General features: G+C 72.8%; 6 protein-coding genes. 5 read left to right on the top strand and 1 reads right to left on the bottom strand.

The window, feature by feature from the left end:
- Positions 1 to 266 precede the first annotated feature (266 nt).
- Complete coding sequence (ccrA, locus tag ACFC8N_RS25100) at positions 267 to 1,598, bottom strand: crotonyl-CoA carboxylase/reductase (RefSeq protein WP_376289914.1); 1,332 nt, start codon at positions 1,596 to 1,598, stop codon at positions 267 to 269.
- Between the two features lie 554 nt (positions 1,599 to 2,152).
- On the opposite strand from ccrA, the gene ACFC8N_RS25095 reads away from it, so the two are divergent.
- The 5 genes from ACFC8N_RS25095 (at position 2,153) to ACFC8N_RS25075 (ending at position 15,242) form a co-directional block, all read left to right on the top strand.
- Complete coding sequence (locus ACFC8N_RS25095; RefSeq protein WP_376289912.1) at positions 2,153 to 2,830, top strand: hypothetical protein; 678 nt, start codon at positions 2,153 to 2,155, stop codon at positions 2,828 to 2,830.
- 493 nt (positions 2,831 to 3,323) lie between these two features.
- The gene (locus ACFC8N_RS25090) at positions 3,324 to 12,608 is read left to right on the top strand and encodes an amino acid adenylation domain-containing protein (RefSeq protein ID WP_376289909.1); all 9,285 of its coding nucleotides are present in this window, start codon (positions 3,324 to 3,326) and stop codon (positions 12,606 to 12,608) included.
- 5 nt (positions 12,609 to 12,613) lie between these two features.
- On the top strand, positions 12,614 to 13,804 hold the full coding sequence (locus tag ACFC8N_RS25085) for a cytochrome P450 (protein WP_376289906.1): 1,191 nt from the start codon (positions 12,614 to 12,616) through the stop codon (positions 13,802 to 13,804).
- Positions 13,805 to 13,830: 26 nt separating this feature from the next.
- Entirely contained in the window at positions 13,831 to 14,034 is a 204-nt protein-coding gene (locus ACFC8N_RS25080) for an MbtH family protein (protein WP_356029640.1), read from the top strand.
- Complete coding sequence (locus tag ACFC8N_RS25075; RefSeq protein ID WP_356029638.1) at positions 14,031 to 15,242, top strand: MFS transporter; 1,212 nt, start codon at positions 14,031 to 14,033, stop codon at positions 15,240 to 15,242. The genes ACFC8N_RS25080 and ACFC8N_RS25075 overlap by 4 nt, the downstream gene beginning before the upstream one ends.
- The last annotated feature ends 57 nt before the right edge of the window (positions 15,243 to 15,299 follow it).

Here is a 15,299-nt window from a genome sequence, read left to right as displayed (position 1 = left end):
AATATCGAACGTGCGTGAACTCATACGGAGTACGCGGATCGTGCCGCGCCTTCCTGCTGATTGCTTTGTCTGCGCCGTGCTCGGCGCAGAGGCCGGAGTGCGGCCGGGAGAATCGGAAGAAGATGATTCGAGGAGGCGGTCGGGGAAATGTCGGCCGCTATGTCGCCGACCGGAACTCCCGATGGAATCCCGCCATTTGCCGTCAGCATCCAACACGTCCCTCGGGACCGTCAAGAAACAGCTGACGCAAGGCTGTTGACGTGACGTCAGGCGGTGCGGAACCTGTTGATCGCCGGCTCGTGCCGGGCCCGCAGCTCCGGGTCGGTGACCCCGAGCCCTTCCCCGGGAGCCAGGCACAGCACCCCGACCTTGCCCTGGTGCAGGTTGTGGTGGACGTCGTGCACGGCCTGGGGGGTGCCCTCCAGCGGCACCACCCGCGACAGCGTGGGATGCACCTGGCCCTTGGCGATGAGCCGGTTGGCCTCCCACGCCTCGCGGTAGTTCGCGAAGTGCGTGCCGACGATGCGCTTGAGGTTCATCCACAGATACCGGTTGTCGAAGACGTGCTCGTACCCCGAGGTGGACGCGCAGGTCACGACGGTGCCGCCGCGGCGGGCCACGTACACGCTCGCGCCGAACGTCTCGCGGCCCGGGTGCTCGAAGACGATGTCCGGGTCGTCGCCGCCGGTCAGTTCCCTGATCCGGGAGCCGAACCGCCGCCACTCACGCGGGTCCTGCGTCTGCTCGTCCTTCCAGAACCGGTAGCCCTCGGCGCTGCGGTCGATCACCAGCTCCGCGCCCATCCGCCGGGCGGCCTGCGCCTTCTGCGGGCTGGACACCACGCACACCGGCGTCGCCCCGCCGTTGAGGACCAGCTGGGTGGCGTACGAGCCCAGTCCGCCGGTGGCGCCCCAGATCAGCACGGTGTCGCCCTGCTTGAGCCGGGCGCCGCCCGCGGAGACCAGCTGCCGGTAGGCGGTGGAGTTCACCAGCCCCGAGGCGGCCGACTCCTCCCAGGTGAGGTGACGCGGCTTGGGCATCAGCTGGTTGGCCTTGACCAGCGCCAGCTCGGCCAGCCCGCCGAAGTTCGTCTCGAACCCCCAGATGCGCTGTTCCGGGTCGAGCATGGTGTCGGCGTGCCCGTCGGGGTGGTCCAGCTCCACGGACAGGCAGTGCGCGACCACCTGGTCCCCGGGACGCCAGGCCGCGACCCCCTCGCCGCAGCGCAGCACCACGCCGGCCAGGTCCGAGCCCAGCACGTGGTACGGCAGGTCGTGCCGGGCCGCCTGCGGCGAGGTGCGGCCGTAGCGGGACAGGAAAGCGAACGTCGGCATCGGCTCGAAGATCGAGGACCACACCGTGTTGTGGTTGATCCCGCTCGCCATCACCGCCACCAGCACCTCGCCCGCGGCCGGTTCGGGGGTGGCCACCTCGTCCAGGTGCAGCGACCGGCGCGGGTCCTTGTCCAGGCCCGCCAGCCCCTCGAACATCGCCGTTTCGTCGGCGTGCAGCGCCACTCCCCGGTAGAACTCGGGCACCGGCAGGCGGCCCACCTCGTCGAGTTCGCCCGCGAGGATCGCATCGAGGATCTTTTGCATGGTCTCCGGACCTCTTTCCGGCTCAGTCCGCAAAAAACAGAACGCGATTGATTCGCGTTTCCCGCGGGGAGAAAAGCGATGGAATTACGGGGGCAAGCGCGGAATGCATGCTGGCACCCGGAGCGCGGCCGAGTCCAGTGGCCAACGGTTCGCGTACGGTGCATCAAATCGTGTTCGATGACGGGTACTTGCCGGGAGGTTTCACGTGGTTGTATTCCAGCCATCCGCGGCCGCGCCTCCCGGTGGCGGTGTTCAAGTGGTCAGCAGTGGGCAGTTGAACGCCTCCGCGGGGCGGTCCGGCGGGTATTTCCGCACGGTGCGCGCGTGCTTAGGGGATCCCCCTGATATGCGCGTAAGGGTTGCCCCTGATGCTGGAGGCTCCTCGTCCGGTTACGTTGAGACAGGTGGACTGAACAGGGCATCTTCGTGTCGCCTTGCAGTGACCGTCTGCGCGAGAAAAACACCGTGCACCCGGATTTGACCACCCGGGTGACGAGACCGAGGAGGATTCTGTGACCGACATGGGTGCCGGGAGTTCCGTGAAGGAGTCGCGTATGCGCACCACGTCCGCCGGCTGGACGGCCGGGCGCGTCACCGCCGTCGTGGTCGGTGCGATCTTGTCCCTCGTCGCGCTGACGCTCGTCGGTCTGGGCGGCACCGCCACCTACATGGCCTCGCACGACGGCGGTTACATCGATCTGGGCACCGCCAAGTACGCACACCGCACCGACACCTACGCGATGGCCACCGACAGCTGGCGCGCCGACAAGCAGATGGGGGGCCTGCTCGACGACATCCGGATCACCTTCAAGCCGGACAACCCCTCCGCCCCGGTGTTCGTCGGCCTCGCCGACCAGGCGAAGCTGGGCCAGTACCTGGACGGCGTCCAGCACGTGACCATCCACGACTCCAGCGACAAGGGCGACAGCGCGAGCACACACACCGGCGGCACGCCCAAGACGCCCCCGGCCCAGGCCGGCGTATGGGTCGCCAAGGCCAGCGGGCAGGGGGCGCAGACGCTGAACTGGTCCGTGAAGTCGGGTGACGTCCAGGCGGTCGTCATGAAGGCCGACGGATCGCGCGGCCAGTCCGGCCATGTCACCGTGGCGGCGAAGGTCGCGGGGCTGACCTGGATCGGCATCGTGACGCTGGTCGTCGGCTTGCTCCTGCTGGCCGGTTCGGTGTGGCTGATCGTGCGCCCGGTCCGCCGGGCCCGGGGGCGCACCGCCTGACCTCCCCTTCGAAGCGGCACACGGCGCAGGCACGGCTCCCCCGTGCCTGCGCCGTTGTGCTGTCCGTTCACCCGCCCCAACCCCGCTTTCCCCGCCCGGAGTTGATTCACCGTGCCGGGGCGGGCGACCATCCACGGGGGCAGCTCGACCCCTTCGGGGCGCACGACGCGGGGGCCGGGCACCGGGCCGCGGCGGCGAACATGGACAGCGCGATCACCGGTCGGTAGACAGGCACGTGAAGCTCCGGGCGGAAGGCTGATCGTGGCCGCACCCTGGCGGCTCCGTCTCTTCCCAGGCACTCGCCCGTACCCGACCCGCCGGCGGACCCGCCGAGTCGAACCAGCCCGCGACACGGCCGTATCCGCTGCTCGCGGCGGGGAACGCGCCGCGCACGGACGGCCACGGCGCACGCGACGGCACCGCGACCCGCCAGGGCGACAGCACAGGTTGACGAACTCCTCGCCGCGAAGACCAACGATCAGGAGACTGGCGCATGACCGACATCGACCTGACCAGCCTCACGCCGGAGCAGAAGCGCGCGCTGCTGGCAGAGCGGTTGCGGCGCAGGAACGGCCCGCGGCCACCGGCGCGCGAACGGCGGTTCGCCGCGTCGTTCCCCCAGCAGCGCATGTGGTTCCTGGACCAGCTCAACCCGGGCAGCGCCGCCTACAACATCCCGGCGGCCGTGCGCGTGCACGGCCCGCTCGACCTGGAGCTGTGGCGCCGCAGCCTCGCCGAGATCGTGCGCAGGCACGAGTCGCTGCGCACCACGTTCGAGGAGGCCGACGGCGAGCCCGTGCAGGTCGTGCACGAGAGCGGCGAGCTGGAACTGACCGTCGAGGAGTGCGCGCACCTGCGCGGCCCGGACGGCGAGGAGGGCGTCAAGGAGCTGGCGCGCCGGGAGTTCGCCCGCCCCTTCGACCTGGGCACCGGGCCGCTGATGCGGATGAAGTTCCTGCGCCTGGCCGCCGACGAGCACGTCCTGCTGCTCACCATGCACCACATCGTCGCCGACCTGTGGTCGACATCGGTGCTCTTCGGCGAGCTGGTCGCGCTCTACCAGGGCTGTCTGACCGGCACCGGCGCCGAACTGCCCGAGCTCTCCGTCCAGTACGCCGACTACGCGGCCTGGCAACGCAAGCAGCTGGCCGGGCCGGGCTTCGCGGCCGAACTGGAGTACTGGAAGACGGCACTTGAGGGCGCCGCGCCCATCCTCGAACTGCCCACCGACCGGCCGCGGCCCGCGGTGCTCGGCTCGGCCGGCGCCTCCCGGCCCTTCCGCCTGCCCGCCTCGGTGATGAGCGGCGTGCGCGAGCTGAGCCGGCGCACCGGCACCACCCCGTTCATGACCCTGCTCGCCGCCTACGTCGCCCTGCTGCACCGCTACAGCAGGCAGGAGGACGTCGTCGTCGGCGTGCCCGTGGCCAACCGCGGACACTCCCAGGTCGAGCAGCTCATCGGCTACTTCGTCAACACGCTCGCGATCCGCAGCGACGTCTCCGGCAACCCGACCTTCACCGACCTGCTGGGCCGGGTGCGCGGCGCGGCCCTCGGCGCCTTCGCCCACCAGGAGGTGCCCTTCGAGCGACTGGTGGAGGAGCTGCGCCCGGAGCGCGACCTGTCGCGCTCGCCGATATTCCAGGTGTCGTTCGTCTACCAGAACATCCCCGTGCCGGAGTTCGGCGTCGGCGGTCTGAGTCTGGAACTGATGGACATGGAGAGCTCCACCGCACGCTTCGACCTGGAGCTGCAGGTGTTCGAGCAGGGCGAGGAGCTGAGCGGCTGGTTCGAGTACAACACCGAGCTGTTCGACGCGGCCACGATCGACCGCATGGGCGGCCATCTGCGGGTGCTCCTCGACAACCTGCTCGCCGACCCGGACCAGCCCGTCCTGGACGTCGCGCTGCTGACCGAGGACGAGCAGCGTGCGCAGTACCAGGAGCGTGCGGACACCCTGAGCGAGTGGCCCGACCAGCTGCTCACCCACCAGCGCATCGAGCGGCAGGCGGCGCTGCGGCCCGACGCCGAGGCCGTGTACTGCCAGGGCGAGACGCTCACCTACGGCCGGCTCGACGCATCCGCCAACCAGTTGGCCCGCAGGCTGCAGCGGCTCGGGGTGGGCCGCGACGTGCTGGTCGGGGTCTGCCTGGAGCGCTCGCTCGACATGGTCGTCGCCGTGCTGGCCGTACTGAAGGCGGGCGGCGCCTATGTGCCGGTCGACCCGAAGCTGCCCGCCGACCGGATCGCGTTCATGACCGAGGACGCCGGACTGCCCGTCCTGATCACCCAGAGTTCGGTCGCGCCGGGCCTGCCGCGGTCCGGGGCCACGACGCTGTGCGTGGACGAGCTGCGCGAGGAACTCGCCGCCGAGTCCGCCGAGCCCCTCGACGCCCCGGTCGAGGGCGCGGACCTCGCCTATGTGATCTACACGTCGGGCTCGACCGGCCGCCCGAAGGGCGTCCAGCTGCCCCACCGGGCCCTGCGCAACCTCTTCTGGGCGATGAAGCAGTGGCCGGGCATCGACGCCGGCGACAGCCTGCTCGCGGTCACCACGCTGTCGTTCGACATCGCCACGCTGGAGCTGCTGCTGCCGCTCGTCGAGGGTGCCCGCGTGGTGCTCGCCACCCGTGCGGTGGCCACCGACGGCAAGCTGCTGGCCGAGGAGATGGCCACCACCGGCGCCACCATGATGCAGGCCACCCCCTCCACCTGGCGGATGCTGCTCGACGCGGGCTGGCCGGGCCGCCCGGGCCTGCGCGGGCTGATCTGCGGCGAGGCACTGCCCCCCGACCTGGCGCGCCGCCTGCTGGCCAAGGGCGTGGACCTGTGGAACATGTACGGCCCGAGCGAGACCACGATCTACTCCCTGGGCACCCGGATCGTGGACGACACGATCACCATCGGCCGGCCGATCGCCAACACCGAGGTGCACATCCTCGACCCCGAGGGCCGTCCGGTGCCGCCGGGCGTCCCCGGCGAACTGTGCATCGGCGGAGCCGGTCTCGCGCGCGGCTACATCAACCGGCCGGAGCTGACGGATCGTCAGTTCGTCCCCAACCCCTTCGACTCCGGCCTCGCCGACCGGCTGTACCGCACCGGGGACCTGGTACGGCGCCGGGTGGACGGCACCGTCGACTACCTCGGCCGGCTCGACCACCAGGTCAAGCTGCGCGGCTACCGGATCGAGCTGGGCGAGATCGAGTCGGTGCTGATGCGCCGGGAGCAGGTGAAGGACTCGGTCGTCGTGGTCCGCGAGGACCAGCCGGGCGACCAGCGGCTCGTCGCCTACGTGGTGCCCGACCCGGCGGCCGGCGACGCCGACGGACTGCGCCGCCGCCTGCGCGCGGCGCTGGCCGAGAAGCTCCCCGACTACATGGTCCCGGCCTCCTTCGTGTTCCTCGACGCGCTGCCGCTGACCCCCAGCGGCAAGACCGACCGCGGCGCGCTGCCCGCCCCCGAGGGACAGGAGACCCGCACGGCGGCGGTGTACGTCGCGCCCCGCGACGCCGAGGAAGAAGCGCTGTGCGCACTGTTCGCCCAGGTGCTGAACGTGCCCGAGGTGGGTATCGACGACGGCTTCTTCGCTCTCGGCGGGCACTCGCTGCTCGCCACCCGGCTGGTGGCGCGCGTCCGCGCCACGCTCGGCGTCGAGCTGCCGGTGCGCGCCCTGTTCGAGAAGCAGACGGTGGCCGAGCTGGCCGAACTGCTGCGCCGGGGCGGCGGCGAGACACGGCCCGCGCTCGGCCCCGTGACCCGGCCCGACCCGCTGCCGCTGTCCTTCGCCCAGCGCCGGCTGTGGTTCCTGCACCAGATGGAGGGCCCCTCGCCCACCTACAACCTGCCGGTGGTGCTGCGCCTGACCGGCGCCCTGGACGTGGACTGCCTGCGCGCGGCCCTCACCGACGTCGTCGCCCGCCACGAGGCGCTGCGGACCGTCTACCCGGACACGGGAGCGGTGGCCTGCCAGCAGATCCTCGACCCCGGGCAGGCACGCCCCGCGCTGGCGGTGACCGAGGTCGACGAGGCCGGCCTGGACGAGGCGGTGGCCGCCGCGGTCCGGCACACCTTCGACCTGACCCGGGAGATCCCGCTGCACGCGCAGCTGTTCGCGGTCGGCGACGACGTCCATGTGCTGGCCGTCGTCGTGCACCACATCGCGGCGGACGGCTGGTCGCTGACCCCGCTGCGGCTCGATCTGGCCACCGCCTACCGGGCCCGGCTGGCCGGCCACGCCCCCGCCTGGGCGCCGCTGCCCGTGCAGTACGCCGACTACGCCCTGTGGCAGCGTCAGTACCTCGGCGCGCAGGACGACCCCGAGAGCACCTGGTCGCGCCAGCTCGGCTACTGGCGCGACGCGCTGGAGGGCCTGCCGGAGCGGATCGCCCTGCCCGTCGACCGTCCGCACCCGGCCGAGGCGTCCCACGACGGGGACACGCTCACCTTCCAGTGGGACGCGGACCTGCACGAGGGGCTGGCCCGGCTGGCCCGGGGCTGCGACGTCAGCATGTTCATGGTGCTCGACGCGGCGCTGGCGGTGCTGCTCAGCCGCCTCGGCGCAGGCTCGGACATCCCCGTCGGCGTGGCCACCGCCGGACGCGACGACCAGGCCACCGAGAACCTGATCGGCTTCTTCACCAACACCCTTGTGCTGCGCACCCGGGTGTCGGACCGCCAGACGTTCCGTGAACTGCTCGCCGCGGTGCACGAACGCACCCTCGACGCGCTCGCCCACCAGGACATCCCCTTCGAGTCCCTCGTGGACAGCCTGCGGCCGGCCCGCACGATGTCCCACCACCCGCTCGTCCAGGTCATGCTGTCCTGGCAGACCGTGACCGACGAGACCCTGGACCTGCCCGGCATCGAGGCGGCGCCGGTGGTCAGGAGCACCGGCACGGCGCGGATGGACCTGGTCCTGCTGGCGCACGAGCACCTCGCGGCCGACGGCACACCGGGCGGCATCGACGGCGGCATCGAGTACAACGCCGACGTCTTCGACCCGGAGACCGTACGCACCATGCTGCGCAGGCTGCGCCAGGTGGTGCTGGCGATGATCGCCGATCCCGACCAGCCGGTCGGCGACGTCGACCTGCTCACCCCGGCCGAGCGGCACCGCGTGCTGCGGGAGTGGAACGGCACGGCCGGCGAGGAGCCCGCGGCCGCACTGCCCGAGCTGTTCGAGGCACAGGCGGCCCGCACCCCGGACGCCGTCGCCGTCTCCTGCGGCGACGAGCGGCTGACCTACCGCGAGCTGTCCGCGATCTCGGACCGGCTCGCCGCGCGGCTGCGCGAGCGCGGCATCGGCGCCGACGGCGGCGAGGACGCGGTGTGCCTGCTGATGGAGCGCTCCGTGCGGGTGCCCGCGGCGATCCTGGCCGTGCTCAAGGCCGGCGGCGTGTATGTGCCCCTGGACCCCCGCTACCCCGACTCCCGCATGCGGCTGATCATGGCCGAGACAGGGGCGGGCCTGCTCCTGGTGGACGGGGACGGGCTGGAGTACCCGGCCGTCGACGGGGTGCGCGCCCTCGACGTGGCCGCCGAACTGGCCGCCGCCGACGAGGCGCCGGACCCTGTCGCCCCGGCCGCGGGCGGCCCGGACCGGATGGCGTACGTCATGTTCACCTCCGGTTCCACCGGGCGGCCCAAGGGCGTGGCGGTCACCCACCGGAACGTGGCGAGCCTCGCCGCCGACCACGTGTGGCGCGGCGGCAACCACACCCGCGTCCTGATGCACGCCCCGACCGCCTTCGACGCCTCCACCTACGAACTGTGGGTGCCGCTGCTGGCCGGCGGCGAGGTGGTCGTCGCGCCGCCCGGGGAGCTGGACCCGGACGTGCTGGTGCGCACCATCCGCGAACAGCGCGTCACCGCGGCCTTCTTCACGGCCGCGCTCTTCAACCTGCTGGTCGAACGGGACCCCGCGGCACTGGCCGGGATGCGCGAGGTGATGGCCGGCGGCGAGGCGCTCTCGCCTCCCGTGGTGGCCCGGGCGCTGGCCGCGTGGCCGAAGACCGTGCTCACCAACGGCTACGGCCCGACGGAGACGACCACGTTCGCCGTGCTGCACAGCACCCGCGAGGTGACCGACGGCACCGTGCCGATCGGCACGCCGATGGACGACACCCGCGCCTACGTCCTCGACGAGCGGCTGCGCCCGGTCCCGGTCGGCGTCCCCGGCGAGCTGTACCTCGCCGGATCGGGCCTCGCCCGCGGCTACTTCGCCCAGCCCGGCCTGACCGCCCAGCGCTTCGTCGGCTGCCCGTACGGCACACCGGGGACACGCATGTACCGCACCGGCGACCTGGTGCGCTGGCGCGCGGACGGGCGGATCGAGTACCTCGGCCGGACCGACGACCAGGTCAAGATCCGCGGCTTCCGCATCGAGCCGGGCGAGATCGAGAACACGCTCGGCGCACACCCGGCCGTGGCGGACGCCGCCGTGGTGGTGCACACCAAGCCCTCCGGCGGCAAGGACCTCGTCGGCTACGCCGTACTCGCCGACGGCGCCCTCGCCGAGCCCGCCGAATTGCGCGCGTTCGTGGCCGAACGGCTGCCGCAGTACATGGTGCCCGTCGTGGTGATGGTGCTCGACGCGTTCCCGATGACCGGCAACGGCAAGCTCGACCGCCGTGCGCTGCCCGCCCCGGACCTGGGCGCCGCAGCCCCGTCCCGGGCGGCGCGGACCCCGGTCGAGCGGACCCTCGCCGCCGTGTTCGCCGAGGTGCTCGGGCTGCCGGAGGTCGGCGCCGGGAGCGGCTTCTTCGACCTGGGCGGGGACAGCATCCAGGCTACCCAGCTGGTCGCCCAGTCCCGCACGGCCGGCCTGGTGTTCACCGTCCGCGACGTGTTCACCCACCAGACGGTGGAGGCGATCGCCCGTGTGGCGCGGCCGGCCGGCGAGGAGGCCGCGGCGAGCGTCACCGACATCGGCACCGGCGAGATCCCGCTGCTGCCCGTCGTGGAACGGCAGCGGCAGCTGGGCGGCTCGGTGGTCGGCTTCGACCTGTCCGCGACCGTCGGCCTGCCGTCCGGCGTGGACGAGGCCCGGCTGGTCACGACGCTCCAGGCGGTCGTCGACCGGCACGACGCCCTGCGCACACGGCTGGTGACCGGGCCCGACGGGCAGTGGTCGCTGCACGCCGACGAGCCCGGCACGCTGCGGGTCGCCGACGTCCTGCGCCGCGTGGACATCAGCGCGTCGGCCGACGCCGACGCGCGGGCGCTGATCGCCGAGGAGACGGCCGCGGCCAAGCGGCGGCTCGACCCGGCGAAGGGCGCGATGCTCCAGCCGGTGTGGTTCGACGCCGGGCCCGGGCGCCCGGGCCGGCTGCTCCTCGCCGTGCACCACTTCGCCGTCGACGGAGTGTCCTGGCGGATCCTGCTGTCCGACATCGCCGTCGCCTGGGAGGCGGTCACCGCGCGGCGTGAGCCGCTGCTCGCACCGGTGGCCACGTCCCTGCGCGGCTGGGCGCAGCGGGTGGCCACCGGCGAGGGCATCGCCCGGCACCGCGCCGAACTGCCGGTGTGGCAGGACGTCCTGCGGGGCGCCGAGCCGCTGCTGGCCGCGGAGCTGGACGCCGATCGCGACGTCACCGGCACCGAGGGGCGGCTGACGCTGACCCTGTCGGCCGAGGACACCGCGCCGTTGGCCGGGCAGGTCCCCGCGGTGCTCCGCCGCGGCATCCAGGACGTGCTGCTGACCGCCTTCGGACTCGCCGTCGGCCGCTGGCGCGCCCGCCGCCACGGCGGCGCCGGCGCCCCGGTGGTCCTGGACGTGGAGAGCCACGGCAGGCACGAGCACCTGGTCGACGGCATCGACCTGTCCCGCACGGTGGGCTGGTTCACCAGCGTCCACCCGGTCCGCCTCGACTGCGCCGCGCTGCCCTGGGACGAGGTCGCCGGGGCGGGCGGCGAGCTGGCCGCCGCCCTCGCGCGCACCTCCGCACAGCTGCGGGCGCTCCCGGCGAGCGGCCTCGGCTACGGGGTGCTGCGCCACCTGGACCCGCAGTCCGCGCCGCAGCTCGCGGCGCTGCCCGCACCGCAGGTGCTGTTCAACTACCTCGGCCGGGTGCCCGTCACCGACGAGGAACGGCCCTGGCTGCCGCTGCGCGACGACACCGCGCCCGGTACCACCGGCGTGCGGCCGCTGTCCCACCCGATCGAACTCAACGCCGTCACCCAGGACGGCCCGGACGGCCCGCGGCTGGTGGCCAACTGGAGCTGGGCGAGCTCGCTGCTCACCGAGGACGAGGTCCGCGAACTGGCGCAGGCCTGGTTCGAGGCGCTGCGCGCCGTCGTCCGGTGTGCCGACGCGGTCGAGAACGGCACGGTCGAGCTGCCCCGCGAGGACGACGCGCACGCCGCGGCCGTCGGCGCGGCCGACCTGCTGGGCGCCGCGATCCCCAGGGCCGACCGCAGCGACGGCGCCGGGCTGTCCTTCGGGCAGCTGGAGTTCCTGCTCCAGCCGGTCGGCCCCAACCACGCGCACCACGCCGTCATCACCGCGTACCGCGTGCGCGGCGAGCTGGACACCGTCGCACTGCGCCGCTCCCTGGACGACCTGGTGCGCCGCCACGACATTCTGCGCACCCGCTACGTCCAGCGCGGCTCGGCGACCCTGCAGTTCGCCGACGGCCGGCCCGAGTGGCCGCTCGACACCGCCGACCTGCGCGCCCACGAGGGCGAGGCGCGGCAGGAGCGGCTGCGCGAACTGCTCACCGAGGAGACCAGGCGGCCGTTCCGCATCGAGGACGGCAACCTGGTGCGCGCCCTGCTCGTGCGGCTCGCCGACCGGGAACACGCGCTGGTCCTCGTCGCCCACCACATCCTGGTGGACCACTGGGGCTTCCTCGTGGTCTTCGACGAGCTGTCGACGCTGTACGCGGCCCACGCGGCGGGACGCCGGCCGCAGCTGCCCGACGTCATGGTCCAGCACCTGGACTACGCGGCCTGGGAACAGGGGCTGCTGGCCAGCGGCGCGCTCGACGAACACGTCGGCCACTGGCGCAGGGAGCTGGACGGTGCGGCGCGGCGGCTCGACTTCGAGGCGCCGGAGCACCAGCTCGACGACTTCATCGAGGGCTTCAGCCACAGTGTCGTGGTCGGCGCCGAGGTCATGACGGCGGTGAAGGAGGCCGCCCGCCGCGAGGGCGTGACCCTCTTCATGATGCTGATGTCGGCGTTCCACGTGCTGCTGCACAGCTACTCGGGCGCCACCGACATCGCGGTCAGCCACCCGCTGGCGGGCCGCGAACGGCCGGAGACCAGGGCGATGGTCGGCCCGTTCATCAACATCATCCTCAACCGGTCGCGGATGGCGGACGACCCGACGTTCCGCGAACTGGTCCAGCGGGTCCTCCAGGGCGAGCTGGACGCGTACTCGCACCAGAACGTGCCGGTGCGCGCGCTCGTGCACGACGGCGTCGTCGGCGACGGCAACCAGCTGCCCCTGCGCGTGATGCTCAACCTGCTCGGCGTGCCGAGCCGGACGCTCACCCTGGACGGGCTGGAGGTGACACCGCTGGGCGTGCAGGTCGGCGACGTGACCCCGCTCCCGGAGCTGATCACCGCGATCGAGCCGCACAACCTCGACCTCTACCTGGTGGCCCGCGACGTCGAGGGCGAGCTGCACGGCCTGTGGGTGTACTCGCCGGACTACATCGAGCCGGCCGTCATGGGCGCGATCGTCCGCCAGTGGCCGCTGGTCCTCGAACTCATCGCCCACCACCCGGAGTTGACGGTTTCCCAGCTGCGCGCGCGCGTGCGGGCCGAACAGGAGTAGAGAACATGACCAAAACCACGCACGCCGTCACGGGCGGGCTGCCGACGCACCGGGAGCGGCCGTTCGACCCGCCCCGGGCGCTGCGCACCGAGGGCCCGATCGGCCGGATGACCTTCCCCGACGGATACGAGGGCTGGCTCGTCACCGGGCACCGGCAGGGCCGGCAGATCCTGTCCGACAAGCGGTTCAGCTCGCACGCCTCGCACAAGCACCTGGCGTTCCCCTCCGACCGCCCGTCGGACCTGGAGGCGGACATCCCGGGCCTGTTCGAGCACATGGACCCGCCGGACCACACCCGGTTCCGGCGGCGCCTGGCCGGTCAGTTCACGCTGCGCCGGATGCGCCTGCTCGCCTCGCGGATCGAGGAGATCACCGCGCAGTACGCCGACGCGATGCTGCGCAAGGGACCGCCCGCGGACCTGGTCGCCGACTACGCGGTACCGGTGTCCTCGCAGGTGATCTGCGAGCTGCTCGGCGTGCCGGTCGGCGACCGGGACCGGTTCGTGGGCGACTCGGAGAACCTGCTGCGCCTGGACGTCGACCCGCAGCAGGCACAGGCCTCGCTGAAGGACCTCGTCGACCTCACCGGCGAACTGCTCCTGCGCAAGCAGGCCGAGCCGGCCGACGACGTGCTGAGCGTGCTGGTGGCCGGGGACGACATCAGCCTCCAGGAGTCCGTCGGCGCCACCTTGCTGCTCCTGGTCGCCGGGCACGAGACCACCGCCAACATGCTCTCGCTCGGCACGTACGCGCTGCTGGACAACCCGGACCAGATGGCCCTGCTGCGCGCGGACGAGTCGCTGATCGAGAGCGCCGTCGAGGAACTGCTGCGCTACCTCACCGTCGTCCACGTGGGCGTGCAGCGCACCCCCACCGAGGACGTCGAGATCGACGGGGTGACCCTGCGCAAGGGGGAGACGGTGCTGATCCACCTCCCCACCGCGAACCGCGACCCGGAGCAGTTCCCCGACCCGGACCGCCTCGACGTCACCCGGGGCGGACACAGCCACCTCACCTTCAGCCACGGCATCCACCAGTGCCTCGGCCAGCAGCTGGCCCGGCTGGAACTGCGCATCGGCTACACCGCGCTGCTGCGGCGCTTCCCGGACCTGCGCATCGCCGGGAACCCGGACGAGATCCCGATGCGCTCCGACATGGCCGTCTACGGCGTGCACCGGCTGCCGGTGACGTGGTGAACGGCCGCGGCGAGAAGGAGAGCACCATGGCGAACCCGTTCGACGACCCCGACGGCGTCTACCGGGTACTGGTCAACGCCGAGCAGCAGTACAGCCTCTGGCCGGGCGACATCGGCGTGCCCGCCGGCTGGTCGCCGGTGTTCGGTCCGGGCACCCGGGACGCCTGCGTCGAGTACGCCGAGTCCCACTGGAGCGACATGCGCCCGGCCTCGCTGCGGGCGGCCCGGTGACGACCGCGACGGTGCCGCGCTCGCCCCTGCGGAGCCGCCAGTTCCGCAGGGTCGTCGCCGCGGAGTTCACCTCCTCCGTCGGCACCCAGATGACCACGCTCGCACTGCCCTGGTTCGTGCTGATGACCAGCGGCTCACCGGCGCGCATGGGCCTGGTGTTCCTCATCCAGATCCTGCCGGTGCCGCTGCTGAGCATGCCGGCGGGACTGGTCGTGGCCCGCTGGGGCGCCCGCCGCGTCACGATCGTCGGCGACCTGTGCAGCGCGGTGCTGACGGCGGCCGTGCCCACGCTGTATCTCGCGGACATGCTGCCGTTCTGGGCGCTGTCGGTGATCGTGGCCCTGGTCGGCTGTGTCGCGTCGGCCTATCTGTCCGCGCAGCGCATGCTGCTGACCGAGACCATCGGCTCGGACGAGGGTGTCGTCACCGCGGGCAACGCCCTGTTCGAGACGGCGACCTCGACGGCGCGGCTGGTCGGCCCGGCGGTCGCCGGGTTCCTGATCGCCCAGTTCGGCGCGCTCAACGTGCTGTGGATCGACGCGGCCTCGTTCGCGGTGTCGGCCGCGCTGCTGGCCGGGCTGCCCCGGCACGCGCCGGCCCCCGGGGCGCCGTCGGCGAACAACATGGCGGAGGGCGTGCGCTACCTGTTCCGGGATCCGGTGCTGCGCACGATGTCGCTCGCCGCGCTCGGGTACGGCACGCTCATGCCCGTCGTGCTGCTCGCCCTGCCCGTCATGGCCAGGAGCCGCTACCACGCCGACCCGCACGTGGCCGGCTGGCTGCTGGCGGCGTGGGGCGGCGGCACCGCGCTGGGCACCGTCGTGGTCGCCCGGCTCGCCCGCCGGATCCCGCCCGTGCGGCTGGCGGCGGCGGGCGGCGTCGGCGCGGCGCTCGTGCTGTGGCTGCTGCCCTGGAACCAGCCGGTCACGACACTGGCCCTGACGGTGGCGGCCAGCTGCATGTTCCTGCCCGGGGTGACCGCGCCCGCCGTCGCCCTGATGATGCTGCGGCCGCCGGAGCACCTGCGCCCGCACGTGGTCCCGGTGTTCGGCGCGGCCGTCTTCGTCGCGAGCCCGATCGCCTACGGCGTGGCGGGGCTGCTGTTCGAGCAGCTCACGGTGGGCACGGTGCTCGCCGGAGTCGCAGCCGGGGCGAGCCTGTGCGCCCTGCTGCTGCTGAACCTGGCGCGCCGCCCCGACACCCCCTGAGCCGGCGGCCCCGTCCGCCGACAACCCGCCCGGGCCCGTCGCCGTGCACGCAACGGC

Source organism: Streptomyces sp. NPDC055966 (assembly GCF_042269865.1).
In the GTDB taxonomy this organism is placed as follows: domain Bacteria; phylum Actinomycetota; class Actinomycetes; order Streptomycetales; family Streptomycetaceae; genus Streptomyces.
The sequence above is the reverse complement of the archived record's forward strand: the minus strand, read 5'-3'. Positions and strand labels throughout refer to the sequence as shown.

Excerpts from the sequence above, each read along its gene's own strand:
- ACFC8N_RS25085 (WP_376289906.1), top strand. The coding sequence starts at position 12,614 with ATGACCAAAACCACGCACGCCGTCACGGGCGGGCTGCCGACGCACCGG.
- ACFC8N_RS25090 (WP_376289909.1), top strand. The coding sequence starts at position 3,324 with ATGACCGACATCGACCTGACCAGCCTCACGCCGGAGCAGAAGCGCGCG.
- ccrA (WP_376289914.1), bottom strand. The coding sequence starts at position 1,598 with ATGCAAAAGATCCTCGATGCGATCCTCGCGGGCGAACTCGACGAGGTG.
- ACFC8N_RS25095 (WP_376289912.1), top strand. The coding sequence starts at position 2,153 with ATGCGCACCACGTCCGCCGGCTGGACGGCCGGGCGCGTCACCGCCGTC.
- ACFC8N_RS25080 (WP_356029640.1), top strand. The coding sequence starts at position 13,831 with ATGGCGAACCCGTTCGACGACCCCGACGGCGTCTACCGGGTACTGGTC.